Annotated in this window: 19 protein-coding genes and 1 pseudogene; 11 read left to right on the forward strand and 9 right to left on the reverse strand. The window is 73.9% G+C overall.

Annotated elements, in window-relative coordinates; genetic code table 11:
* The first annotated feature begins 24 nt into the window (after window positions 1-24).
* Window positions 25-1692, forward strand: coding sequence for an amidohydrolase (locus AB0398_RS28975; protein ID WP_366378597.1), 1668 nt, complete (start codon window positions 25-27; stop codon window positions 1690-1692).
* 75 nt (window positions 1693-1767) lie between these two features.
* Here AB0398_RS28975 and AB0398_RS28980 read toward each other — a convergent pair whose 3' ends face one another.
* From AB0398_RS28980 to AB0398_RS28990, 3 genes are all read right to left on the reverse strand, one after another.
* On the reverse strand, window positions 1768-2400 hold the full coding sequence (locus AB0398_RS28980; RefSeq protein ID WP_366378625.1) for a DUF305 domain-containing protein: 633 nt from the start codon (window positions 2398-2400) through the stop codon (window positions 1768-1770).
* Between the two features lie 122 nt (window positions 2401-2522).
* A complete protein-coding gene (locus tag AB0398_RS28985) occupies window positions 2523-2921 on the reverse strand; it encodes a DUF6153 family protein (RefSeq protein WP_366378598.1) in 399 nt (132 codons plus the stop codon).
* Window positions 2922-2973: 52 nt separating this feature from the next.
* Window positions 2974-3318 carry a tetratricopeptide repeat protein gene (locus AB0398_RS28990; RefSeq protein ID WP_366378599.1) on the reverse strand — a complete coding sequence of 115 codons (345 nt, stop codon included), beginning with the start codon at window positions 3316-3318 and terminating at the stop codon, window positions 2974-2976.
* Window positions 3319-3491: 173 nt separating this feature from the next.
* On the opposite strand from AB0398_RS28990, the pseudogene AB0398_RS28995 reads away from it, so the two are divergent.
* Window positions 3492-4055, forward strand: a pseudogene (locus AB0398_RS28995) (pirin family protein); the annotation flags it as partial.
* Window positions 4056-4348: 293 nt separating this feature from the next.
* On the opposite strand, the gene AB0398_RS29000 reads toward AB0398_RS28995, so the two are convergent.
* The 5 genes from AB0398_RS29000 to AB0398_RS29020 are packed head-to-tail and all read right to left on the reverse strand — an operon-like array spanning window position 4349 to window position 9805.
* The gene (locus AB0398_RS29000; protein WP_366378600.1) at window positions 4349-7285 is read right to left on the reverse strand and encodes an FtsX-like permease family protein; all 2937 of its coding nucleotides are present in this window, start codon (window positions 7283-7285) and stop codon (window positions 4349-4351) included.
* A gap of 2 nt (window positions 7286-7287) precedes the next feature.
* Window positions 7288-8025 (reverse strand): ABC transporter ATP-binding protein, encoded by a 738-nt coding sequence (locus AB0398_RS29005; protein WP_121829213.1) that lies wholly within the window; start codon window positions 8023-8025, stop codon window positions 7288-7290.
* A gap of 33 nt (window positions 8026-8058) precedes the next feature.
* On the reverse strand, window positions 8059-8913 hold the full coding sequence (locus AB0398_RS29010; RefSeq protein ID WP_366378601.1) for a universal stress protein: 855 nt from the start codon (window positions 8911-8913) through the stop codon (window positions 8059-8061).
* Entirely contained in the window at window positions 8910-9113 is a 204-nt protein-coding gene (locus AB0398_RS29015; protein ID WP_366378602.1) for a hypothetical protein, read from the reverse strand. Before AB0398_RS29015 ends, AB0398_RS29010 begins: the two co-directional genes overlap by 4 nt.
* Window positions 9113-9805, reverse strand: coding sequence for a CBS domain-containing protein (locus AB0398_RS29020; protein ID WP_366378603.1), 693 nt, complete (start codon window positions 9803-9805; stop codon window positions 9113-9115). The genes AB0398_RS29015 and AB0398_RS29020 overlap by 1 nt, the downstream gene beginning before the upstream one ends.
* A gap of 345 nt (window positions 9806-10150) precedes the next feature.
* Between AB0398_RS29020 and AB0398_RS29025 the strand changes: the two genes are divergently transcribed.
* Entirely contained in the window at window positions 10151-11050 is a 900-nt protein-coding gene (locus tag AB0398_RS29025) for a universal stress protein (protein ID WP_366378604.1), read from the forward strand.
* Window positions 11050-11736 carry a pyridoxamine 5'-phosphate oxidase family protein gene (locus AB0398_RS29030; protein ID WP_366378605.1) on the forward strand — a complete coding sequence of 229 codons (687 nt, stop codon included), beginning with the start codon at window positions 11050-11052 and terminating at the stop codon, window positions 11734-11736. The genes AB0398_RS29025 and AB0398_RS29030 overlap by 1 nt, the downstream gene beginning before the upstream one ends.
* Before the next feature lie 52 nt (window positions 11737-11788).
* Here the strand turns inward: AB0398_RS29030 and AB0398_RS29035 are convergent, their stop codons facing one another.
* On the reverse strand, window positions 11789-12652 hold the full coding sequence (locus AB0398_RS29035) for a universal stress protein (RefSeq protein ID WP_366378606.1): 864 nt from the start codon (window positions 12650-12652) through the stop codon (window positions 11789-11791).
* 177 nt (window positions 12653-12829) lie between these two features.
* On the opposite strand from AB0398_RS29035, the gene AB0398_RS29040 reads away from it, so the two are divergent.
* From AB0398_RS29040 to AB0398_RS29070, 7 genes are all read left to right on the forward strand, one after another.
* Entirely contained in the window at window positions 12830-13729 is a 900-nt protein-coding gene (locus tag AB0398_RS29040) for a universal stress protein (RefSeq protein WP_366378607.1), read from the forward strand.
* Window positions 13726-14643, forward strand: a complete 918-nt coding sequence (locus AB0398_RS29045; protein WP_366378608.1) for a universal stress protein — start codon at window positions 13726-13728, stop codon at window positions 14641-14643. Before AB0398_RS29040 ends, AB0398_RS29045 begins: the two co-directional genes overlap by 4 nt.
* A 273-nt stretch (window positions 14644-14916) precedes the next feature.
* Complete coding sequence (gene ppsA / locus AB0398_RS29050; protein ID WP_366378609.1) at window positions 14917-17325, forward strand: phosphoenolpyruvate synthase; 2409 nt, start codon at window positions 14917-14919, stop codon at window positions 17323-17325.
* A 218-nt stretch (window positions 17326-17543) separates the two neighbouring features.
* Complete coding sequence (locus AB0398_RS29055) at window positions 17544-17999, forward strand: Hsp20/alpha crystallin family protein (protein WP_366378610.1); 456 nt, start codon at window positions 17544-17546, stop codon at window positions 17997-17999.
* Window positions 17996-18499, forward strand: coding sequence for a flavodoxin domain-containing protein (locus AB0398_RS29060; protein WP_366378611.1), 504 nt, complete (start codon window positions 17996-17998; stop codon window positions 18497-18499). Before AB0398_RS29055 ends, AB0398_RS29060 begins: the two co-directional genes overlap by 4 nt.
* 46 nt (window positions 18500-18545) lie before the next feature.
* Entirely contained in the window at window positions 18546-19139 is a 594-nt protein-coding gene (locus tag AB0398_RS29065) for a hypothetical protein (RefSeq protein ID WP_366378612.1), read from the forward strand.
* Window positions 19132-21825 (forward strand): cation-transporting P-type ATPase, encoded by a 2694-nt coding sequence (locus AB0398_RS29070; protein WP_366378613.1) that lies wholly within the window; start codon window positions 19132-19134, stop codon window positions 21823-21825. Before AB0398_RS29065 ends, AB0398_RS29070 begins: the two co-directional genes overlap by 8 nt.
* The last annotated feature ends 255 nt before the right edge of the window (window positions 21826-22080 follow it).

Consider the following 22080-nt stretch of genomic DNA (forward strand, 5'->3'; position numbering starts at 1 on the left):
CCGTACGTCATGGAGCCACCCCGCATGAACAGCACCGCCCCCGTCCCCGCCGACCTCGTCCTCACCGGCGCCCGGATCCACACCGTCGACCCGGACCTCCCCGAGGCCCAGGCCCTCGCCGTCCGCGACGGGCGCGTCGTCTGGATCGGCTCCGACGACGGCGCCGCCGCCTGGACCGGGCCCGGCACCCGGGTCCTCGACGCGGACGGACGGCTCGTCCTGCCCGGCTTCGTCGACGCCCACAACCACGTCCGCCTCGGCTCCGACGACGCCTGCGTCCAGCTCGCCGGCGCCCGCACCCTCGACGCGATCCACGAGCGGATCCGCACCTGGCACGCGGCGCACCCGGACGCCGAGTGGATCGAGGCCGAGGCCTTCGACTACTCGGCCGTGCCCGGCGGGCGCATGCCCACCGCCGCCGACCTCGACCCGGCCACCGGCGACACCCCCGCCCTCGTCCTCAGCTACGACGTGCACACCGCCTGGCTGAACACCGCCGCCCTCAAGCGGCTCGGCGTCGACCGCGACCACACCGACCTGCCCTTCGGCCGGGCCGTCACCGATCCGGCCACCGGCGAACCCACCGGATTCGTCAAGGACTTCGCGATCAAGGGCCTCTCCCGCGACGGCCACCGCGCCCTGCGCGACCTCGGCCTGCCCTGGGCCTCGCCCGACCGCCAGTACGGACGGCTCGCCAAGAGCCTGGACGACGCCATCGGCTTCGGCATCACCACCGTCGTCGAACCGCAGAACTCCCTCGACGACCTCGCCCTCTTCGAGCGCGCCCGCCACGAGGGCCGGCTGCGCTCCCGGATCGTCGCCGCGCTCTTCCACCCGCGCGGCACCACCGAGGCGGACCTCGACGCCTTCGCGGCGGCGGCCGACGCGCACGACGACGACCGGCTGCGGGTCGGTCCGCTCAAGCTGTACATCGACGATGTCGTCGAACCCCGCACCGCCGCCCTCCTGGAGCCGTACGCGGGCTGCTCCCACCACCGGGGCGACACCTTCTACCCGCCGGAGGAGTTCGCCGAGCTGCTCACCCGGCTCGACGCGCGCGGCTTCCAGTGCTTCGTGCACGCCACCGGCGACCGGGGCATCCGCACCGTCCTCGACGCCGTCGAACGCGCCCGCGCCGCCAACGGGCCGCGCGACGCGCGCCACCAGGTCGTGCACGTCGAGTGCCTCGACCCGGACGACACCCCGCGCTTCGCGGAGCTCGGCGTGGTCGCCTGCATGCAGCCCCGGCACGCCGCCCCCGACATCGCGGGCCCCGGCCAGGACTGGGCCGAGAACGTCGGTCCCGACCGCTGGCACAAGGCCTGGCCGCTGCGCAGCCTGCACGCGGCCGGCGCGGTCCTCGCCCTCTCCAGCGACTGGAACGTCGCCGAGATGGACCCCATGGTCGGCATCCACGCCGCCGTCACCCGCCGCCCGCCCGGCGGCGGCGAGGCCTGGACGGCCGGCGAGACGATCGACGTCGCCACCGCCGTCGAGGGCTACACGAGGGGCTCGGCGTACGCCAACTTCCTGGAGCACGAGCGCGGATCCCTGACCGTGGGCAAGCTGGCCGACTTCGTCGTCCTCTCCCGCGACATCCTCCGCATCGCCCCCGAGGACATCCCGGGCACCGTCGCGGAGACGGTCGTGGTCGGCGGCGAGGTGGTCGTGGAACGCCGTACGGGGGAGTGACCCGGGCACCGGTCCGGCCGTGGACCGTCCCCGGTCCGGTCCGGCGCGGCCGGACCGGGGACGGCGGAAGGGGGATCAGAGCCGGTCGAGGATCTTCCGCAGCTCGGTGATCTCGGCGGACTGGGTCCGTACGACGTCGTCGGCGAGCTTCCTGGCCGCCGGGTCGAGGCCGTTCCTCCGTTCCTCCTCGGCCATGGTCACCGCACCTTCGTGGTGGGCGATCATCAGCTCGGCGAAGGCGCGGTCGAACTCCTCGCCCCGGGCCCCCGCCAGGTCCTTCATGTCCTGCTCGGACATCATCCCGGCCATGCCGTGACCGGACCCGTGGCCGCCCGCGTGACCGGCGGACTCGGGCCTGTCCCAGCCCTTGAGCCAGGCCCGCATCCTCCGGATCTCCGGGTCCTGGGCCCGCTCGATCGCGGCGACCAGCTTCTTGACGCCGGCGTCCTCGGCCCGGCCGCGTGCCAGCTCCGCCATCTCCAGGGCCTGCTCGTGGTGGGGGATCATCATCTGCGCGAACATGACGTCCGCGTCGTTGAAGGACCCCGGAGCGGGCGCCCGGGAGGCGGCGGCCCCCGGCGCGGCGGCGGTGGCGGACGCCGACGGGGCGGCGTCCTCCGCGCCGCAGGCGGTGAGCAGGAGCCCGGTCGCGGCGACGGCGCCGAGGAGGGCGGACGTCCGGGTGGCGCGGTTCGTGAAGGCGCGCATGCGCATGGGTGACACCTCGTGTGCTGTACGTACGGATCCTCACGGTTCCGTACGGAGGGAAAAGGGCAGGTCGAAGCGGCTCACGGGCGCCGCTATGGAGCACCCGTGGGCGGGATGGCCGCCTATATCCGCAGGACGGACAGCAGGGCGAGGTCGGGGGGACGGCGGGGCGGGGCGTGCGGAGCCCGTACGTGCGCGAGGCGCGCCAGGAAGGGGACGAGCCGTTCGGGGCCGCGTCCCAGCGCGGCCAGGACGAGCCGCGCCAGTAGCCAGACGCCGAGGACGGCCACGCACAGCGTGGTCATGTCCGTCCCCGGGCCGGGATCGTGCCGGGCGCCGGAGCCGTCGTCGTCGTGCGCGGAAGGAGCGGTGGCGGCGGTGGTGTGCGTACCGCCGTCGGAGCCCTCCGGGTGGCCCATGGTGTGCATCAGGAACACGCCGAGCGCGAGCACGACGACGAGCAGGAGGTGCGTGAGGGCACCTCCTGCTCGTCGACGGCGTTCCGCCCGGTGTGTACGCACGGTCAGGACCTCCCGGCCGCCGAATATACCGTGCGGGGGTATCAAGGGCGCGTCAGGACACCGTCTCGCCCGCCATGGCGGCGGCCATCCGCAGATGCGGCGCGGCCTCCGCCGGGCGCCCCTGCCGCTCCAGCACGCGGCCGAGCATCAGCCGGGCGTAGTGCTCGACCGGGTCGCGCTCCAGGACCGCCCGCAGCTCGTCCTCCGCCTGCGAGAGCCGGGCGGAGTGGTAGTACGCCCGGGCGAGGAGGAGCCGCTGGGCCGTCTGGTCCGGGTGCTCGGCGACGAGGCCGCGCAGGATGCGGACGGCGGTCCCGTACTCCTTCGCGTCGAAGAACAGCCGCGCCCGGTCCCAGCGCTCCCCGGCCGTGCCGAACTCGTAGTAGGTCTCGCTCACTCGCTCTTCCTTTCCGGAGCTGAGGATCCGCCGCCCGGTGGGGACGGTCGACCGGTTCAACAAGCCAAGTTGGTTGAACATTCCACTACCATCTTCCGGCGCCCACCCGACTTCTCGCGGTCCCACCGGAGCGTCTCGCCCCGCCGCTCCCGTGCGGGAATAGGTTGGGCGCCATGAGCAATCTCGATCGCCATGCCGTGCCGGCCGTCTGCGGCGGGCGCGGGTTCGTCGTCGCCGAGCCGGTACGGGAACTCCTCAGCCCCCGCCACGTCCGGCTCGGCGAATCGACCGAGGTCCGCCGGCTGCTCCCGAACCTGGGCCGCCGGATGGTCGGCGCATGGGTCTTCGTCGACCACTACGGCCCCGACGACATCGCCGACGAGCCCGGCATGCAGGTCCCGCCCCACCCCCACACGGGGCTCCAGACCGTCAGCTGGCTCCACGAGGGCGAGGTGCTGCACCGCGACTCCACCGGCAGCCTCCGGACCATCCGCCCGCGCGAGCTGGGCCTGATGACCTCCGGCCGTGCGATCTCCCACTCCGAGGAGAGCCCCCGGCCGCACGCCCGCCTCCTGCACGGCGCCCAGCTCTGGGTCGCCCTCCCCGACGCCCACCGCCACGTGGAACCCCGCTTCGAGCACCACGCCGACCTGCCCCGCGCCACCGCCCCCGGCCTCACGGCCACGGTGATCCTGGGCTCCCTCGACGGCGCCGCCTCACCGGGCACCGCGTGGACCCTCACCGTGGCCGAGGGCCGACCGGCGCGGGTCGTCCCCGTCGTCGGACTGGCCGGCTGCCTCGTCCTGGCCTTCGCGCTCCCGGCGTCCTCGGTGATCGGGGGCGCCGCGGTCCCGGCCCTCGGGGCCGCCGTGTACGGGGTCAGGCGCGCGGTGACCGCCCGCACGCGGTGATCCAGCGACGGCCGGGCCGGCACCCGACCGGCGCGACAGTACGGGTTGCGGCCACTCCCGCCCGCGGTGACGACCGCGTGAGCGCGATGCCCGCGCCGTGACGGCCACGCGTGGGGAGCTCATTCGGTCACCCGCACCGCGAGCGCCGGGCGGATGGCCGCCGCGCGCCGTGCCGGGCCGATCGTGGCCAGGAGCGACGCGGCGAAGGTGGTCGCCGCCAGGACGCAGATGCTGCTCCACTCGACCGGGAAGCCTCCTTCGAGGCCTTCGAACGCGGCGCTGTTGGCGTACATCAGCCAGGTCGTGAGCACGCCCAGGAGCGAGCCCAGCACGATCCCCTCCAGGGCGACGAAGCTGCTCTCTCCGAGGAAGGCGCGCTGGACGGTCCGTGCCCGGAAGCCGAGGGCCCGCAGGATGCCTATGGTGCGGCGGCGTTCGCGTACGGCCCGGACCATGACGACGCCGAGGCCGGCGATGCCCACGCCGAGGCCCAGGGCGAGGAAGCCCTGCATGAGCCGGAAGAACGCGGTGCTGGAGTCGAACTGGCGGCGGATGTCCGACTCGACGGGGGTGGCGACCAGGCTGGACGAGAGCTGCTCGCCCTGAAGCCGGGTCGCGAGGGCGTCGGGGGAGGTGCCGGGGTCGGTCCGCACCAGCGCGGAGGCGTTCTGCGCCTGCGCGCCGAAGAGTTCGCGCGTCGCCCGCTCGCCCAGCACCAGGGGGTACGTCGTCGAACTGGCGCCGGTGCCCGGCCGGAAGACCATGCCGTTGCTCAGTACGCCCGCGATGACCTTCTGTTCGGCGCGGCCCGTGCGGGGGTCGGTCAGGGTGAGGGTGTCGCCGGGGTCGTAGTAGTCGCCGGCCGGGCCGCCCGTACTGCCGAAGAAGGCGTCGAGCGCGACGTACCGGGGGTCGGAGGCGAGGGCCCGCCACACCGCGGCGTCGTCCGGCAGGCCGGGCAGCCGTTCGCGGAACGTGATGCCGGTGACCGCCCCGTCGGGCACGCCGACGACGGCGGTCTCCAGGGGCTCGGTGCCGCGGTGTCCCGGATCGGTGGACCGTCCCGTGGCGTTGAGCAGCGGGGTGACGGCGGCGATCCCGGAGGCCGATGGGCCGTCGCGGAGGTCGGAGAGGAGCCGGTCGCCCGCGACCTGGGGGTTGTAGTCCAGGCGCAGGGAGTAACCGGAGGTGGCGTCGGCGACGACCCCGTCGACCCCGGCGCGCAGCACGCCCGAGATCTCGGTCAGAAGGACGAGGACGAAGACGATCAGCGTGTACATCACCAGCGTCGCGCCGGTCCTGAACCGCTTGGCCAGGGGGTACGCGACGGCGAGCCGCGCCGCCAGGCCACCCTCCGTCGGACGGCTCAGGAAGCGCCGTACGGGACGGAGCAGCGTCTTCTGGTTGTCGCTGACGAGCACCACGGCGGAGAAGGCGGCCAGGGCGCCCTGGACGACGTACACGGACATGGAGGGGGTGTCGAAGACGCGGGGACGTACGACGGGGGCCAGGAGCGTCCAGGCGAGGACGGCACCCGCGACCAGGGTGGTGACGGCGTGCCGGGGCAGGACGCGCAGGAGTGCCGGGGCGGCGAAGGCGAGCGAGAGCGCCGGCAGGAGGTACGTCGTGTCGGGCCGGCTGCCGGCCACGGCGGGGACGGCCGCGAGCGCGCACAGCACGGACAGGACGGTGCAGACCACGAGGAGGCGGCGGCGCTGCTTCGCTCCGGGCGTGGCGGGGAGGTCGCGGATCGCGGCGATGATGTTGAACCTGCTGATGCGCACGCTGGTCGCGAGGACGGCGGCGAAGGCGATGAGGAGCCCCATGGCCACGCCGTTGAGGATGCTGGTGGGGGTGACGGCGAACGCGATGCGGATGCCGCTCCCGCCGACCGACCACCCCTGGAAGATCTGCGCGGCCACCACGGAGACGCCCCAGCCGACGGCGACTCCGACGGCCGCGCCCGGCAGCGCCGACAAGAGTGCGTAGGTCGCTCCTTCGAGGGTGAAGGAGCCGACCAGCCGCGAGCGCTTCATCCCCACCGCCCGCACCATGCCCATCTGGGACTTCCGCTCCTCGCCCAGCATCACGAAGATGTTCACCAGGAGCAGGGCGCCCGCGATGATGCTGAAGCTGCCGATCATGAGGAACAGAGCCCCGAGCGAGTCCCCGGCCTGCCGGGCCTCCTCCAGGACCGTGTGCTTCGGGGTCTCGACCGTCGTCCGCCCGGCGAGCGGGCCCAGGGCCTGCCGGATGTCGGCGGTCACCGGGTCGGTCAGGGCCTCGCCGCCCTCGACGCCGCCCCGGTTCGACACGAAGGTGACCGGGCGCGGCTCCGCGCCGGCGGCCCGGGCGGCGGAGTCCAGGGCCCCGGGCGACAGGAACACGTCGCGGTTCAGCCTGCCGCCCAGGCCCACGCCGGCGAGCCCTTCTTCCGGGACCACGCGCTCGACCCGATAGCTCCGCGGCGTCCCGAACAGGTACAGCGTGACCGGATCCCCGGCCCCCACGTCCAGGGAACGGGCCAGCGGTTCGTTGACCACGACCCGGCCGGGGCCGGGGGCCGGACCAACGAGTCCGGAGCCGCCGCCGGGCTCGCCGAAGCGCGACGCCTCGTCGAAGTCCACCTGCCAGGCCAGGACGCGCGGTTCGGCGGCCGTGCGCCCGCCCGCCGAGCTGACGGCCGACGCCTGGGCGGCCCGGGCGTTCAGGACGCCGTCGACGTCGGGATCGTCCGCGAGACCGGCCAGCCGTTCGGCGACGGCGCGCCCGGTCGGTCCGGGCGGTGCGACGATCCGCTCGTCCACCGGCCCCAGGGTCCGGTACGCCTCCTGCCGTACGGAGAAGTTCAGCGTGTCGCCGACGACCAGGGCACCGATGACGATGGCCGTCCCGAGCATCGACCCGCCGATCACCAGAGCGGCCTCGGTGCGCCGGCGGGCGACCTGCCGGAAGGCGAGCCGCCGTGACACCGGCTGCCGTACGACGAGCAGCACCAGTGCCGCGAGGGCGAGCCCGAGAACGGTCAGCAGCGGGACGAGAAGGTTCGGGTACATGATCAGCCCAGGGGGACGTCGGGGACCGCGGCCGACGCGGCGACGACCTGCCGGACGTCGTCGACCAGCCGGCCGTCGCGCATCCGGAGCAGCCGGGGGACACGGGCGCCGATGGCGCTGTCGTGGGTGACCAGGACGATCGTCTGCCCCTCGTCCCGGTTGAGTTCGCACAGCAGGTCCATGACCTGGCCGGCCATCGCGCTGTCGAGGTTGCCCGTCGGTTCGTCCGCCCACACGACGGCCGGACGCCCCGCCAGGGCGCGCGCGATGGTCACCCGCTGCTGCTCACCCCCCGACATCTCGCTCGGCCGGTGCTCGACCCGGTGGCCGAGCCCCACCCTGCCGAGCATGTCCAGCGCCCTGCGGCGCGCCTCGCGCGGGCGCGTGCCCACGAGCAGGAGGGGCAGCTCGACGTTCTCCACCGCGGAGAAGACCGGGATGAGGTTGAACGCCTGGAAGACGAAGCCCATGGTGCGGGCGCGGTGCTCCGTGCGCGCCGCGTCCGACATCGCGAACAGGTCCTCGCCCTCGACCTCCACCTTCCCGGCGTCGATGTCGTCGAGGCCGGAGAGACAGTTCAGGAGGGTGGTCTTCCCGGAACCGGACGGTCCCATGACCCCCACCATCTCGCCGTGGCGCACGACGAGGTCCAGGTCGAGCAGGGCGGTGACCTCCACCGAGCCCGTCCGGTAGGTCTTGCGCACTCCGGTGGCGACGAGGAGTGCCCGGTCGGTGTTCATGCTTCCGTACGACCTTTCGGACGGAGCCGGGAGTCAGTGGTGCGGCACGAGGGCGACCGGGGCACGGCTGTGGTGCAGGACCGCGTGCGCCACGTTGCCGAGGGAGGCGCCCAGGGCGGAGCGGCGGATGCGGCGGCCGACCACCAGGAGGGGCGCGCCCTCGGCGGCCCGGACGAGTTCCCGGCCCGCCGAGCCGAGCACCACGTCGCCGGTGACGGGTACGTCCGGGTACTTCGCGCGCCAGGAGGAGAGGGCCTGTTCGAGCGAGTGCCGTATCTCCGGGGCCACGGCGACGCGGACGTCCGGGACGACGGCCGGGCCGAGGTTGCCGAGGAGCGGAAGCTGCTGGGAGTAGAGGACGTGGAGACCGGTCCGGTGCAGGGACGCCTCGGAGAAGGCGAACTCCAGGATCGAATCGGCCGGTTCGCGCAGGTCCACGCCGGCCACGACGGGACCGTCCGGGTCGGCCCCGGCCCGTGCCCGTACCAGGACGACCGGGCGCTCCACCCGGCCCGCGACCGTCGTGCCGACCGATCCGACGAGGTAGCCCGCCACTTCGCCCAGGGCCCGAGACCCGAGGACCAGCAGTTCGGCCTCCTCCGCCGCGGTCACCAGGCCCGTGACCGGGTCCGGGCGAAGCAGACGGGTGGCGACCGGCAGGTCCGCGTGACGTTCGCGCAGGTCGGCCGCAGTACGGGCGAGCAGGCCCTCGGCCCACGCTTCGACGGGTTCCCGTGACACGAACGGCAGGAGGGCCTCCGGGGATGGCTCGCTCGCGTGCACCAGAAGCACTCCGTTGCCGCGCAGTTCCGCCTCGCGCGCGGCCCACTCCGCGGCGGCGTCCGCCTGCTCCGTGCCGTCCAGGCCGACCACGATGCTCCGCGTCATGACCTCTCGCCTCCTCGATCCGTGCCGTCGGTGTCGTCTGTGTCGTCGGTGTCGGCCGTGTCGCGGGCGAGACGGGTTGCCGGGACCGTGGCCATGCCGTCGACCGTCGTGCACGGCCGGGCGACCTCCTCGTAGGGGGCGCCGCCGGGAACGCTCACCACCTGGCGGATCATCGGTGTCCCGACTCCGCGGTGACGCATCATTCGCTCCTCTTCGGTCGCGAGGGCTCCACGTCGAGCGCGAAGTCGTCGTGCGCGTGGTCGAGGGACTCGTGCAGGGCGACGACCCCGTCGACCCAGCGGCAGAGCCGTACGATCACGGAGACGTCGGCGCGCTCGTCGACCCGGCCGGTCAGGGTCACGACGCCGTTCGTCACGGACACGCGGACCGTGCCGGGGGCGAGCCGCAGAACGCCGGTCAGGACATCACGCTCGATCTCCTCACGGATCACTGCGTCGTCGCGGAGGAAGGGCCGCAGCAGGTCCCTGTGGCTGACGATGCCGACGAGCCGTGCGGCCCCCTCGGTCACGGGAAGCCGCCCCACTCCTTCGCGGCGCATGGTCCGGGCCGTCTCGGAGAGGTTCCAATCGGGGTGCGCCGTCGGAGCCGTCGACGTCATCAGCTCGACCGCCGTCTCGGCTTCGGGCAGCCCGTACTCCTGCGAAAGCAGCCGTACACCCGCCCAACGGCCCTCCAGGGCGGGAAGCTCCGCTGTTCCCCGCAGCAGGTCGGCTTCCGAGACCACACCGAGGAGCCGCCGTTCCCCGTCGACGACCGGCACCGCCGACACCTCGTGTGCGACGAGGAGGCGGACGATCTCCTTGAAGGGGGCGGCGGGAGGGACGGTGACGACGTCCCGCGTCATCACCTCGGAGACGGTGCGGTGCCGCATGGCGCTCCTCCCTGGGGACGTGGTGGTCCGGGTACCTCCACGATGGCCGCGGAGTCCCCGCGGGAGCAGTGCCGAACGGTCCCCTTCCGGGACCGTTGGCCCCTGTGGGGCCGCCCCGGCGATCAGCCGCCCGTGTTCCCGGGGCCGGGCACACGGGCGGGGGACCCGCGAGAGGCGGACATCCCTTCCCCCCGCCGCCCCGGTTCTCCGCGCCTGAAGCACGGTTCCTTCCGGCGGGGCCTGAGCGGGCCGCATCCCGGGGACCGACCGGCCCTATCCGGCCCCCTCCGCCCGGTGCGAGCGTGGCAGCAGGCCACCTCGCGACCCGGAAAGGCGGTGGGCACGATGGAATCGCCCCTGGTGGTAGGAGTCGACGGATCGGACCCCAGCCTCACCGCTCTGGACTGGGCCGTCGACGAAGCCGTACGCCACGGACTCCCCCTGCGCGTCGTCCACGCCTCGCTGTGGGAGTGGTACGAGGGGGTGGCGGTGGCCTGGAGCACGAAGCGGCCCGCGGAGGAACTCCTCGCGGAGGACGTCGTCGCCGTCGCGGCCGAGCGCGCCCGGCGGCGCGCACCGGAGGTGGAGGTCACGACGGAGGTCCTCGCCGAGGACGCCGCGACCGTGCTTCTCCGGGAGGGGACGACGGCCGCGGCGGTCGTCGTCGGCTGCCGGGGGCGCGGGGCGTTCGCCGACCTCCTCCTCGGGTCCGTCGGTCTCGTCGTGGCCGCCCGGTCCCCCGGCCCGGTGGTCGTGGTCCGGGGAGACCGACAGGCACGGGAGGCACGTCACGGTCGCGTACTGCTCGGCCTGGGCGAGCACGACGTGGACTCCCCGGCCGTTCGGTTCGCCTTCCGCGAGGCGGCCGTACGGGACGCGGAACTCGACATCGTCCACACCTGGCGGCGACCGGTCCACGAACCGGGCGGCCATCCGCTCCTGACCGGCGACCCGGGAGGATACGGCGAGCGGCAGGCGGCCGAACTGATCCAGAAGGCCCTCGAACCGGTGGTGCGTGAACACCCCGGGGTGCGGCTCCGGAGGAGCGTGGTCGAAGGCCCCGCCCACAAAGTGCTCACGAGGCGCTCCGCCGCCGCCGACCTGCTGGTCGTCGGGGCACGACGCCGTGAGGCGCTCGTGGGCCTCGAACTCGGCAGGGTCGCCCACCGCGCCCTCCACCACGCCTCGTGCCCGGTCGCCGTCGTGCCCTCACGAGCCCCGAAGCCCGAAGGAGAAGACCTGTGATGCCAGGTACCGGAAACCCGTACGCCACGAGCGACCTCGGCCGCCGCGTCGCGGCCAGGCGTGCCCGGCTCGGCCTGTCCCGGGAGGAGGTCGCCGAACGGGCCGGCTCCACGCCCGGCTACATCGCCTATGTGGAGGAGAGGGTGCCTGCCCCCGGGGCCGAGTTCCTGGTCCGGCTGGCGAGCGCCCTGGAGACGACCGTCCAGGACCTCGCCGGTTACACGGCCGACCTGCCGCAGGGCGGGGCCGCCGCCGGGCGCCGACCGCGAATGGAGGAGATCGACGAGGCGGAGTGCTGGGGGCTGCTCGACAACCACGGCGTCGGCCGCGTCGCGCTCGAAGGCCAGGACGGACCGGCGCTCTTCCCGGTGAACTACCGGGTCGTGGGCCGGGAGATCGTGTTCGTGACCGCGGCCGACTCGGCCCTCGTGCGGGCCTCGGCGAGCGGCACGGAGATCGCCTTCGAGCAGGACCGGCTGGACGAGGCCTTCAGCCAGGGGTGGAGCGTGCTCGTCGTCGGCCCGGCGCGTACGTCGCCGGACGGTGACGAGGTCGTGCGGCAGGCGGCGGCCGCGCGCTTCGGGCCCTGGGCCGGGGGAGGGCGGGAGACCGTCGTGACGCTGTCGCCGCGCCGGGTGACCGGACGGCGCGTCGTGGTGCCGGGCGCACCCGGCACCACGGACTGAGCCGTCGCGGAGCCGCCGTCCCCGCACCGGGGACGGCGGCTCCGCACCCGCGTCACGACAGGGGGACGACGGCGACCGGTGCCGGGCTGTGGTGGATGACCGCGTGGGCGACGTGACCGACGTGGGAACCGAGCGGGACCTTCCGGCCGCGACGGCCCACGACCACGAGGTCCGCCTCCCTCGCCGCCTCCGCCATCTGGTGGGCGGGGGAGCCCACGACCGCCCCGGACGAGACCTCCACGTCCGCGTACCGCCTCCGCCACGGTTCCAGCAGGCCGTCGAGTTCGGCCGCGAGCCGGTCGCCCAGCTCCACGCCCGCACTCGGGTCCACCGCCGCCGCGTAGCCGTACGCGGGAGGCAGCGTCCAGCTGTGCAGGAACCGGAGCGGCAGCCCCCTGCGGGCGGCCTCCGCGAACGAGAAGGCGAGCAGCGGTTCGCACGGGTGGTGGACGTCGACGCCCACCACGATCCCGTCGGACGGTTCCCGGTCTCCCTCGGCCCGTTCCGCCCGCACGAGCACGACCGGCCTCGACGCCGCGCCGACCACGGCGAGGGACACCGAACCGACGAGGAAGCCGGTGAGTCCGCCGAGGCCCCGGGAGCCCAGGACCATGAGGTCCGCCTCGTTCGCGGCGGCTGTCAACTTCTCAGCCGCCCGGCCCTGCACCTGTTCGCCGTGCACCTCCAGACCCGGGTGGTCCTTCCGCGCGCGCTCCGCCGCCTCCCGCAGCAGCCCCTCGATCCGCTCGGCGGCGGCACGGAGGTGCGAGGCCGGTATCTCCGGTGCGGCCGGCCACTCCTCGACGTGCACCAGCCGGAGCGGCACCTCCCGCAGCACGGCCTCCTCCGCCGCCCAGCGCGCGGCGGCGAGACTCTGCTCGGATCCGTCCAGACCGACGGTCACCTGCGCCGTCATGACGCACCTCCTCCTGCCGGAAACGGCTTCCAGGACTCCAGCCTGGACCCCGTCCTTCCCGCCAGAGAGGGGCCGGGCAGGTCTCGATCGGGGCCGAACGGCCCATCCCGGACGGGCGCGCCCCAGTGCGAGCGTGGAGAACACCACCCCCCGGGGGCACACCGCCGAGGAGGAACCATGAGCAGCGAGATCCCCGCCCGGCCGGAGCTCGGCAACCTCGTCGTCGGGGTCGACGGATCCCCCTCGGCCCGTACGGCCGTGCTCTGGGCGGCCACCGAAGCCGACCGCCGGGGCCGCCCCTTGCGCCTCGTCCATGCCGCCGACACCGACCGGCGCGCCCTCTACACCGACGCCGAGACGCTCCAAGAGGTAAGGGAAGCGGGCCGGGAACTGCTCGTCGAAAGCACCCGGGCCGTCCACGACCGCTTCCCTGACCTCGACGTCACCAGGGAACTCAGCCGCCAGGAACCGGTGGCCGCCCTCAGGGCGACGACCGGACGACACGGAACCATCGTGGTGGGCAACAGGGGTCTCGGCGGCTTCGCCACCCTCATGCTCGGTTCCGTCGGCCTGGGCGTGGCGGCCGGCGTCGACGTGCCCGTGGTCGTCGTGCGGGGGGACACCGAGCGTCCCGGGACCGGCTCCGTGACCGCAGCCGTACACGGCGCCGCCGACCTGGACTGGCTTCTGCTCGCCGCCGCCGAGGCCGACGCCCGCAAGGCCGCCCTGCGGCTCGTGAGCGTCTGGAACGTGTTCGCCCACGTCGGCACCGTCACGACCATGCTCGACGACCTCGACGTGATCGCCAGGCAACGCGTGCACGAGGTGAAGGACCTCGCCGACCGCGTCCGCGAGGTCTACCCGGACCTCGTCGTCGGCCACCACGTGGAGACGAGCACCAGCACCCCTGGCACCCTGGTCGCGGCGAGCGACCGCACCGACCTGCTCGTCATGGGACGGGGCCGTACCCCGGTCCTCGGGCCGGCACTGGGCCGCGTCGCGCACGCCCTGATCCACCACGCCCACTGCCCCGTGGAGATCGTCCCGCCCGCCTTCACGACCCGCGACGAGCCGTGAACACCGTACTGGTCGGTGTCGACCCCCAGGAGCTGTCGGTCCCGGCCCTGCTCTGGGCCGCCGACGAAGCCGCGCGCAGAGGGCTGCGGCTGCACATGGTCACCGCCGTGCCGCCGGTCCACGAACGGCTCGCGTACGACGCGTTCCACCACCGCGGCGCCCTGCGCACCCGCGCGGAGTCGGCGCTCGCCAACGCCGAGGACCTCGTACGGGAACTGCACCCGGGCCTCTCGTCCGCGACGGAACTGGCAGACGGGCCGCCGGCCGCCGTCCTGCACGAGCGGGCGGCACGGGCCGCGCTCGCCGTCGTGGGCTCGCGCCACCTGGGAAGAGCCGCCGAGATCTTCAGCGAGGGCTCGGTGGCGCTGCCGCTCACGGCGTGCGCCGACTGCCCCGTTGTCGTGGTCCGCGCCCCCGAGCACACCCTGGTCCACCCCCCGACCCTCGTCGTCGGCGTGGACGGCAGCGCGTCCAGCCGGGCGGCCGTCGCCTTCGCGGCCGAGGAGGCGAGCCTGCGCGGAGCCCGGCTGCGGACGATCTGGGTCCGGCCCCGCCCCGCTCCCACGCACGAGACCGAAGCGCGAGACCTCGCCGCATGTCGGCGGCTGCTCGCCGCGTCGGTGGCGGGCCCGCGCGAACGACACCCCGGCGTGGAGGTCACCGAGGAGGTCGTGAGCGGGCACCCGGTCGAACGACTCGCCCTGGCGGCCCGGTCGGCCCTCGCCCTGGTCGTCGGCCGCAGGGGGAGCGGCGGCTACACGGGCATGCGGGTCGGCTCGACGGTCCACGGTCTGCTCCACCACGCCGAATGCCCCGTGATCACCGTTCCCCTCACCGGGCGAGGGGACACGAGCGACGACTCGGCACAGGCCGAACGGTCCTCCCTCCGCACGGGCCGACCGGCCCCCGTCTGATTGCCCGCCCGGCACTCGGCGCGCCGGATCCACCGGGGGACGGTGGAACGAGAGGACGCTCCGCGAGAGCCACCCCGTCCTTCCGGAAAGGACGCCCCCGCGAGCCGTCTCCGTCCTTCCGGAGGCGAGGACGATGCAGCGCATACGAATCCGTCCCCGGCCCCAGCGGCCCCACGAACCGGCGCCCCCGGACCTGCGCACGCCGTCCGGCCGACCGTTGCCGTACTGACCGACCGCCGAAGGGGGACCTCGACAGCCAGGAAGGACGACGCCATGGGATCCGTGCGACACGTCGTACCGTTCACGGAGCTGGGCCGACGGGACGTCGGCCGGGTGGGAGGCAAGAACGCCTCGCTGGGCGAGCTGACCAACCGGCTCGCCGACGCGGGCGTCCGCGTCCCGCCCGGGTTCGCCACCACGGCGGAGGCGTACGGGGAGCTGCTCGACACCGACGGTCTGCGCGACCTGGTGGAGTGGCAGATCGACCGTCTCCACGAAGGGGCCCGGCTCGACGAGGTCGGCGCGGCCGTCCGCTCGCTCTTCCTCGCGCGACCGCTGCCCGCCCCGGTGCGGGACGCCGTGCTCGCCGCGTACGAGCAACTGGCCGAGGACACCGGCCGTGACGTGCCCGAGGTGGCCGTGCGCAGCAGCGCGACGGCGGAGGACCTGCCCGAGGCGAGCTTCGCCGGACAGCAGGAGACGTACCTGAACGTCCGCGGTCCCGACGCGCTCCTGGAGGCGTGCGCGCGTTGCTACGCCTCCCTGTTCACCGACCGGGCGATCGACTACCGCGAACGGATGGGCTTCGACCACCTGGCCGTCGCCCTCTCCGTCGGCGTCCAGATCATGGTCCGCTCCGACCTCGCCGGCGCCGGGGTCGTCTTCACACTGGACCCGGAGAGCGGATTCCCCGACGTCATCGTGGTGAGCGCCGCCTGGGGCCTGGGTGAGACGGTCGTCAGCGGCCGGGTCGACCCCGACGAGTACACCGTCTTCAAGCCGAGTACGAAGGACCCGGCGCTCGACCCGGTGATCGACGTGAGGACCGGGAGCAAGCGGCTGAAGACGGTGTACGCGGAGGCCGGACTCACCCGCACCGTCGACACCCCCGCCGACGAAAGGGACCGGCGGGTGCTCGACGACACCGAGGTCCGCGCACTCGCCCGCTGGGCCGCCCGCATCGAGGAGCACTACGGCTGCCCCATGGACGTCGAATGGGCCAAGGACGGCCTCACCGGCGAGCTCTGGATCGTCCAGGCCCGTCCCGAGACGGTCCAGTCGCGCCGGCGCGCCACCACCCTGACCCGCCGAGGGCTCACCGTCACCCCGGGCGAACCGCTCGTCGAGGGCATCGCCGTCGGCGAGGCGATCGGCCAGGGGCCGGTCGTCGCGCTCGACGCCCCCGTCGACCTCGACCGCTTCCCACGGGGCGGCGTCCTCGTCACCGGCGTCACCGACCCGGACTGGGAACCCGTCATGAAGCGGGCCGCCGCCATCGTCACCGACCACGGCGGCCGCACCTCCCACGCCGCCATCGTCAGCCGCGAACTGGGCGTCCCCGCCGTCGTCGGCACCGGCGACGGCACCCGGATCCTGCGCGACGGCCGCCCCGTGACGGTCTCCTGCGCCGAGGGCGCGAGCGGACGCGTCTACGAAGGACTGCTCCCCTACGAGGAGACCCTGACCGACCTCGCGGACCTGCCGGCCACCCACACCCGCGTCATGCTGAACCTGGCCGACCCCTCGGCCGCGTTCCGCTGGTGGCGGCTGCCTGCGGACGGCGTGGGCCTCGCCCGCCTGGAGTTCGTCGTCGCCCACCAGGTCAAGGCCCACCCCATGGCACTGCTCCACCCGGAGCGGCTCGACCCCGAGGACCGGTACGTCATCGAGCGGCTCACCGAGGGCCACCTCGACCGCGGCGAGTACTTCGTCGACCGGCTCGCCCACGGCATCGCCCGCATCGCCGCCTCCCGCTGGCCCGCCCCCGTCGTCGTGCGCACCAGCGACTTCAAGACGAACGAGTACGCCAAGCTCCTCGGCGGCCGACCCTTCGAACCGGACGAGGCCAACCCCATGATCGGCTGGCGCGGTGCGAGCCGTTACTACAGCGAGGGCTACCACGAGGGGTTCGCCCTCGAATGCCGGGCCCTGCGCCGGGTCCGCGACACGATGGGCCTGACCAACGTCGTCGTCATGATCCCCTTCTGCCGCACCCTCGACGAGGCCGACCGGGTGCTCGCGGTGATGGCCGAGGAGGGACTCGTACGGGGCGAGAACGGCCTGCGGGTGTACGTCATGGCCGAGATACCGGCCAACGTCGTCCTCGCCGAGGAGTTCGCGGAACGCTTCGACGGCTTCTCCATCGGCAGCAACGACCTTACCCAGCTCACCCTCGGCGTCGACCGCGACTCCGAGGCCCTCGCCCACGTCTTCGACGAGAGCGACCCGGCCGTGGTGCGCAGCATCCGGCTCCTCGCCTCCCGCGCCCACGCGGCCGGCCGACCCGTCGGCCTGTGCGGCCAGCGCCCCAGCGACGACCCGGCGTTCACTGCGACCCTGGTGGAGGCAGGCCTCGACTCGATCTCCGTGGCCCCGGACAGCTTCGCGGCGGTCAAACGGCATGTGGCGCGGGCGGAGGGGGAGCAGAGCGGCGGTTCCGTCGAGAACGGGCCGGACACGTGAGCGAGGGCTCTCCGCCGGCTCGGAGGCGCCGGGAGGGCGCTGCTCCGCATGGGCCGGTCGGCCCTTCCCGGATGCGGACCGGTCGGCCCATGAGGGCGGTCCCGTCGGCACTGCACCGTTCCGGAGCCGGAGCGGAAGAGTGGATTACGGGAGACCCGGACCCGTCACCGCCCACAGGGCACGGCGGGCCCACCGGAACCGAGAACCGGGAGGACACGATGACCGGAGGCAAGGCGGAACGCAGGCACAGCCTCTTCCCCGACTTCGACGACTGGTTCAACAGGGGATTCCCGGGACTGCCCGGATGGCGCCCCGCCACGGCGGCCCACTCCATCCCGGTGGAGGTGACCCGCGACGACGGCGCGTACGTGCTCCGCGCAGAACTGCCCGGGATGGACCCCGACGACATCGGCGTCACCGTCGACGACAACCTCGTCACGGTGACCGCGGAGCACAGTGAGAGCGAGGACGACAAGGAGCACTCGGAGTTCCGCTACGGATCGTTCCGCCGCACCGTCCGCCTCCCGTCGCCGGTCCCGGCCGACGGCGTCGAAGCCTCGTACACGGACGGCATCCTCACCGTCAGGATCCCGATGCCCGACGAGGAGCCGAGGACCGGACGGACCGTTCCGGTGAAGCGGGCCGACGGCGTGCCCGAAGGAGGAGCGTCATGACCACCAAGCGAGTCCTGGTCGCCCACGGCAGCAAGCACGGCGCGACCGAGGGGATCGCCGACGAGATCGGCAGGACCCTCCGCGCCGACGGCATCGACGCGGTCGTCCTGTCGGCCGACGCCGTCACCGAGGTCAGCGGCTACGACGGCGTCGTCCTCGGCGGGGCGCTCTACGCCGGACACTGGAACGCCAAGGCGCGGCGGTGCGCCAGGCGCAACGCCGAGCAGCTCCGTCACAGGCCGCTCTGGCTCTTCAGCAGCGGCCCCGTCGACAGCTCCGCGGAGCAGCACGACATCCCGCCCGTCCCCGGTGTCGCCCGCCGCATGAAGAAGCTCGGCGCACGCGAACACGTCACCTTCGGCGGCGCCATGACAGCCGAGACGCCCGGTTTCATCAGCCGGTCCCTGGTCCGCCAGGGCAAGGGCGGCGACTTCCGCAACCCGGAACGCATCCGGGCCTGGGCCCACCACATCGGAACGGAACTCGGCGCCGAGCACTGAACGACCACGAGCGCGCCGTAAGAACCCTCCCCGAGCGAGGTGCGGCATGACCCACCGCGAACCGCCTGAGAGCAGAGCCGTTCCACCGGCGAGCGGATCCCACCGGCGGGCCTTCCCGATCCTCGTCCTGATGATCGCCCTGATCTGCGGCGCCGTGGTCACGGGAAAGCTGTGGCAGGTCGGCGCCGCGACCGATCGTGACCTCGCCGCCCACCGGCACCGGGTGACGGCGACCACGACCGGCCCGGCCGAGGACCCGCCCGCCACCACCCGGTACGGCACGAAGCCCTACTCCCTCGCGCCGGCGACCTGGGAACAGCCCGCGCACGTCCGTCACTCCGGGACCGTCCACGTCCCGCCCCGGACGCCCCGGGGGCAGGACGTGAGCGTCTGGGTGGACGACGCGGGGTTCCCCGTCCGGCCGCCCGGCGACACCGCGGACCGCGCACTGGCCGCCTTCTCCGGCGGCGTCACGGCCGCGGGCGTCGCCGGGCTGGCGGGCGCCGGCACGCTCGTCCTCGTACGGCGCACGGCCGAAGGACGCCGGTACGCCGCCTGGGAGCGGGAGTGGGAGCGGGTGGAACCCGTGTGGTCCGGCAGGGACCACCGGGGCAGCGGGGCGGGGACGGACCATGACTGACCGCCTCGGGAGCCCCGTCGCCCCGGAACGGACCGACGCTCCCGGGCCTTCCCTGTCCTTCGACCCCAGCGAGCCGCTGCCCCGGCTGCGCCGCGAACTGGCCACCGGCCCGGACGGCCTCTCCACCCGCGAGGCCGCCCGCCGCCTCGTCGTCCACGGACCGAACGAGGTGCGGCGCAAGACGCACTCCTCCTTCGTACGGGAGCTGACCGGGCAACTCGTCCACCCCCTGGCCCTGTTGCTGTGGGCCGCCGCCGCCCTCGCCTTCGTCGCCGACCTCGGGGTCCTCGGCTGGGCGATCCTCGCGGTCATCGCCGTCAACGCGCCCTTCGCCCTCCTCCAGGAACGCCAGGCCGAGCGCGCGGTGGAGACCCTGGCCCGCTACCTCCCCGAGCACGCCCTCGCCGTCAGGGACGGCCGGCCGCTCACCGTGGAGGTCCGCGACCTGGTGCCGGGCGACGTGATCGTCCTGGAGGAGGGCGACAAGGTCCCGGCCGACGCGCGCGTCACCGAGGGAGGGGTGGAGGTCGACCTCTCGATGCTCACGGGGGAGTCCGTCCCGGCCGAACGGATGGCCGCGGAGGGACTCCTCGGCGTCCCGCTCATCGAGGAGCCGAACCTGGTCTTCAGCGGGACGACGTGCGTCGAGGGCCAGGCCAGGGCGATCGTGTTCGCCACCGGTGACCGCACCGAACTCGGCCGCATCGCCGCGCTCAGCCAACGGACCCGGCGCGAGGCGAGCCCGCTGGAACAGCAGGTCAAGAAGGTCGCCTGGCTCATCGCCGGCGTGGCCACCGGCATGGGGATCGTCTTCCTCGTCGTCGGGGTCGCGGTCGGCCTTCCGGTGACCGACTCCCTCATGTTCGCCATCGGCCTCCTCGTCGCCAACGTCCCCGAGGGACTCCTCCCGACCATCACCCTGGCCCTCGCGGTCGGCGTACGCGCCCTGGCCCGCCGGGGGGCCCTGGTCAAACGGCTGAGCGCGGTCGAGACGCTCGGTTCCACGAGCGTCATCTGCACGGACAAGACCGGCACGCTGACCCGCAACCGGATGACCCTGCGGGCACTCTGGACGCCCGCGCACGGAGAGGACCAGGGTCCCTGGACGGAGGAGTTGGCACGGACGGCCGCCCTGTGCACGATCGTCACCCGCGAAACCGACGGCGAACTGCACGGCGACCCCACCGAGACGGCGCTCGTCGTCGGCGCCGCCGAACACGGGGTTCCGGTGGACCCCGGACGGCGCGATGCCGGACGGCGTGCCCTGTTCCGGTTCGACCCCCGGCTGCGACTGATGTCCGTCGTCCAGACCGACCAGACGACGGGCGCCGGGCGGATCGTGGTCAAAGGAGCCCCGGAAGCGGTCTTCGACCGACTCCTCCCGGGCCCCGGCACGGACGCCGTCCGGTCGGCCGCGCAGGAGCTCGCCGGGCGGGGCATGCGCCTCCTCGCCGTCGCCGTACGGGACCTGCCGCCCGGCGCGGAGCCGCCCCCGCACCGCCAGGACGCCGAGTCGGGGCTGACCCTGCTCGGTCTCGTCGCCCTCTACGACCCACCGCGTCCCGAGGTGGCCGCGGCCGTCCGCCGCTGCCACGAGGCCGGGGTGAGGGTGCACGTCGTGACGGGCGACAACGGGGCCACGGCGGCGGCCGTCGCCCGCGAGGCCGGCATCGGAACACCGGAGCTGAAGGTGGTCGCTGCCTCCGAATCCCTCGACGACGACGAACTGGACCGGCTCCTGGCCGACACCGACGCCGAAGTCGTCTTCGCCCGCTCCTCGCCCGAGACCAAGCTCAAGGTGGCCGACGCCCTGCGCGCCCACGGCCGGATCGTCGCCATGACCGGTGACGGGGTCAACGACGCCCCCGCGCTGCACCGCGCCCACATCGGGGTGGCGATGGGGCGCTCCGGCACCGACGTGGCCCGCGAGGCCGCCGCCATGGTGCTCACGGACGACGACTTCGCCACCATCGTGGCCGCGATCGAGTCGGGACGCCGCGTCTACGACAACGTCCGCAAGTTCATCGTCTACATCTTCGCCCACGCCACCCCGGAGATCGTCCCCTTCCTCGTCTTCGCGCTCTCCGCCGGCACCGTCCCGCTGCCGCTCACCGTCCTGCAGATCCTCGCCATCGACCTCGGCACCGAGACGCTGCCCGCCCTGGCCCTGGGCCGGGAACGCTCCGAACCCGGCATCATGCAACGCCCGCCCAGGCCGCGCCGCCAAGGCGTCATCTCCCGCGACATGCTCGTCCGCAGCTGGGGCTACCTGGGCCTGACGTCGGCGGTCCTCGTCATGGCCGGCTACTTCTACGTCCTCTGGCGCGCGGGCTGGCAGCCGGGCGACCCCACGGGGCCCGGGGACCCGCTGCACCACGCGTACGTGACGGCCACCACCGCCACCTTCGCCGGCATCGTCACCTGCCAGATCGGCACCGCCTTCGCCGCCCGCACCGACCACGCCGCACTGCGCGACATCGGGCTCCTCTCCAACCCGCTGCTCCTCGCGGGCATCGCGTTCGAGCTCGCGTTCACCGCCGCCCTCGTCTACGCGCCCCCGCTCCAGCACCTCTTCGGCACGGCGGCCCTTCCCCCGGACGTCGTCCCGCTCGTCGCCGTCTTCCCCCTCCTCGTCTGGGGCACGGACGAACTGCGGCGCGCCCGGCGACGCCGTCACCGCGGGTGAGCGTCTTCCTCTTGACCGGCCGCGGTCGACGGGACTGGGAGTCGAACCCGGCTGTCACCGCTACCGGCGGGTGTGGGTGTGGGGGGCTGTCCATGATCATCACTCCCCCCGGCGGCGCCGTTCTCGTGCCGGAGCCGGTCCACGACTCCCACGAGGCCGTCGACGCTGTTGCAGCGCCGCAGGAGCACCGGCACGCGGGGCCGCGCCGCTGAGGGGCACGCGCCCGTCCTCCACCTCCACCGAAAGGTCCGAGGG

It is taken from the genome of Streptomyces sp. NPDC086147, assembly GCF_040702165.1.
Classification (GTDB): Bacteria; Actinomycetota; Actinomycetes; order Streptomycetales; family Streptomycetaceae; genus Streptomyces.

Bases quoted from the DNA above. Each gene is read 5' to 3' on its own strand.
- AB0398_RS29015 (WP_366378602.1), bottom strand. From the start codon at position 9,113: ATGCGTCACCGCGGAGTCGGGACACCGATGATCCGCCAGGTGGTGAGC.
- AB0398_RS29060 (WP_366378611.1), top strand. From the start codon at position 17,996: ATGACCACCAAGCGAGTCCTGGTCGCCCACGGCAGCAAGCACGGCGCG.
- AB0398_RS29065 (WP_366378612.1), top strand. From the start codon at position 18,546: ATGACCCACCGCGAACCGCCTGAGAGCAGAGCCGTTCCACCGGCGAGC.
- AB0398_RS29010 (WP_366378601.1), bottom strand. From the start codon at position 8,913: ATGACGCGGAGCATCGTGGTCGGCCTGGACGGCACGGAGCAGGCGGAC.
- AB0398_RS29070 (WP_366378613.1), top strand. From the start codon at position 19,132: ATGACTGACCGCCTCGGGAGCCCCGTCGCCCCGGAACGGACCGACGCT.
- AB0398_RS29035 (WP_366378606.1), bottom strand. From the start codon at position 12,652: ATGACGGCGCAGGTGACCGTCGGTCTGGACGGATCCGAGCAGAGTCTC.
- AB0398_RS29000 (WP_366378600.1), bottom strand. From the start codon at position 7,285: ATGTACCCGAACCTTCTCGTCCCGCTGCTGACCGTTCTCGGGCTCGCC.
- AB0398_RS29020 (WP_366378603.1), bottom strand. From the start codon at position 9,805: ATGCGGCACCGCACCGTCTCCGAGGTGATGACGCGGGACGTCGTCACC.
- ppsA (WP_366378609.1), top strand. From the start codon at position 14,917: ATGGGATCCGTGCGACACGTCGTACCGTTCACGGAGCTGGGCCGACGG.
- AB0398_RS28975 (WP_366378597.1), top strand. From the start codon at position 25: ATGAACAGCACCGCCCCCGTCCCCGCCGACCTCGTCCTCACCGGCGCC.
- AB0398_RS29030 (WP_366378605.1), top strand. From the start codon at position 11,050: ATGCCAGGTACCGGAAACCCGTACGCCACGAGCGACCTCGGCCGCCGC.
- AB0398_RS29055 (WP_366378610.1), top strand. From the start codon at position 17,544: ATGACCGGAGGCAAGGCGGAACGCAGGCACAGCCTCTTCCCCGACTTC.
- AB0398_RS29025 (WP_366378604.1), top strand. From the start codon at position 10,151: ATGGAATCGCCCCTGGTGGTAGGAGTCGACGGATCGGACCCCAGCCTC.
- AB0398_RS28980 (WP_366378625.1), bottom strand. From the start codon at position 2,400: ATGCGCGCCTTCACGAACCGCGCCACCCGGACGTCCGCCCTCCTCGGC.
- AB0398_RS29005 (WP_121829213.1), bottom strand. From the start codon at position 8,025: ATGAACACCGACCGGGCACTCCTCGTCGCCACCGGAGTGCGCAAGACC.
- AB0398_RS29040 (WP_366378607.1), top strand. From the start codon at position 12,830: ATGAGCAGCGAGATCCCCGCCCGGCCGGAGCTCGGCAACCTCGTCGTC.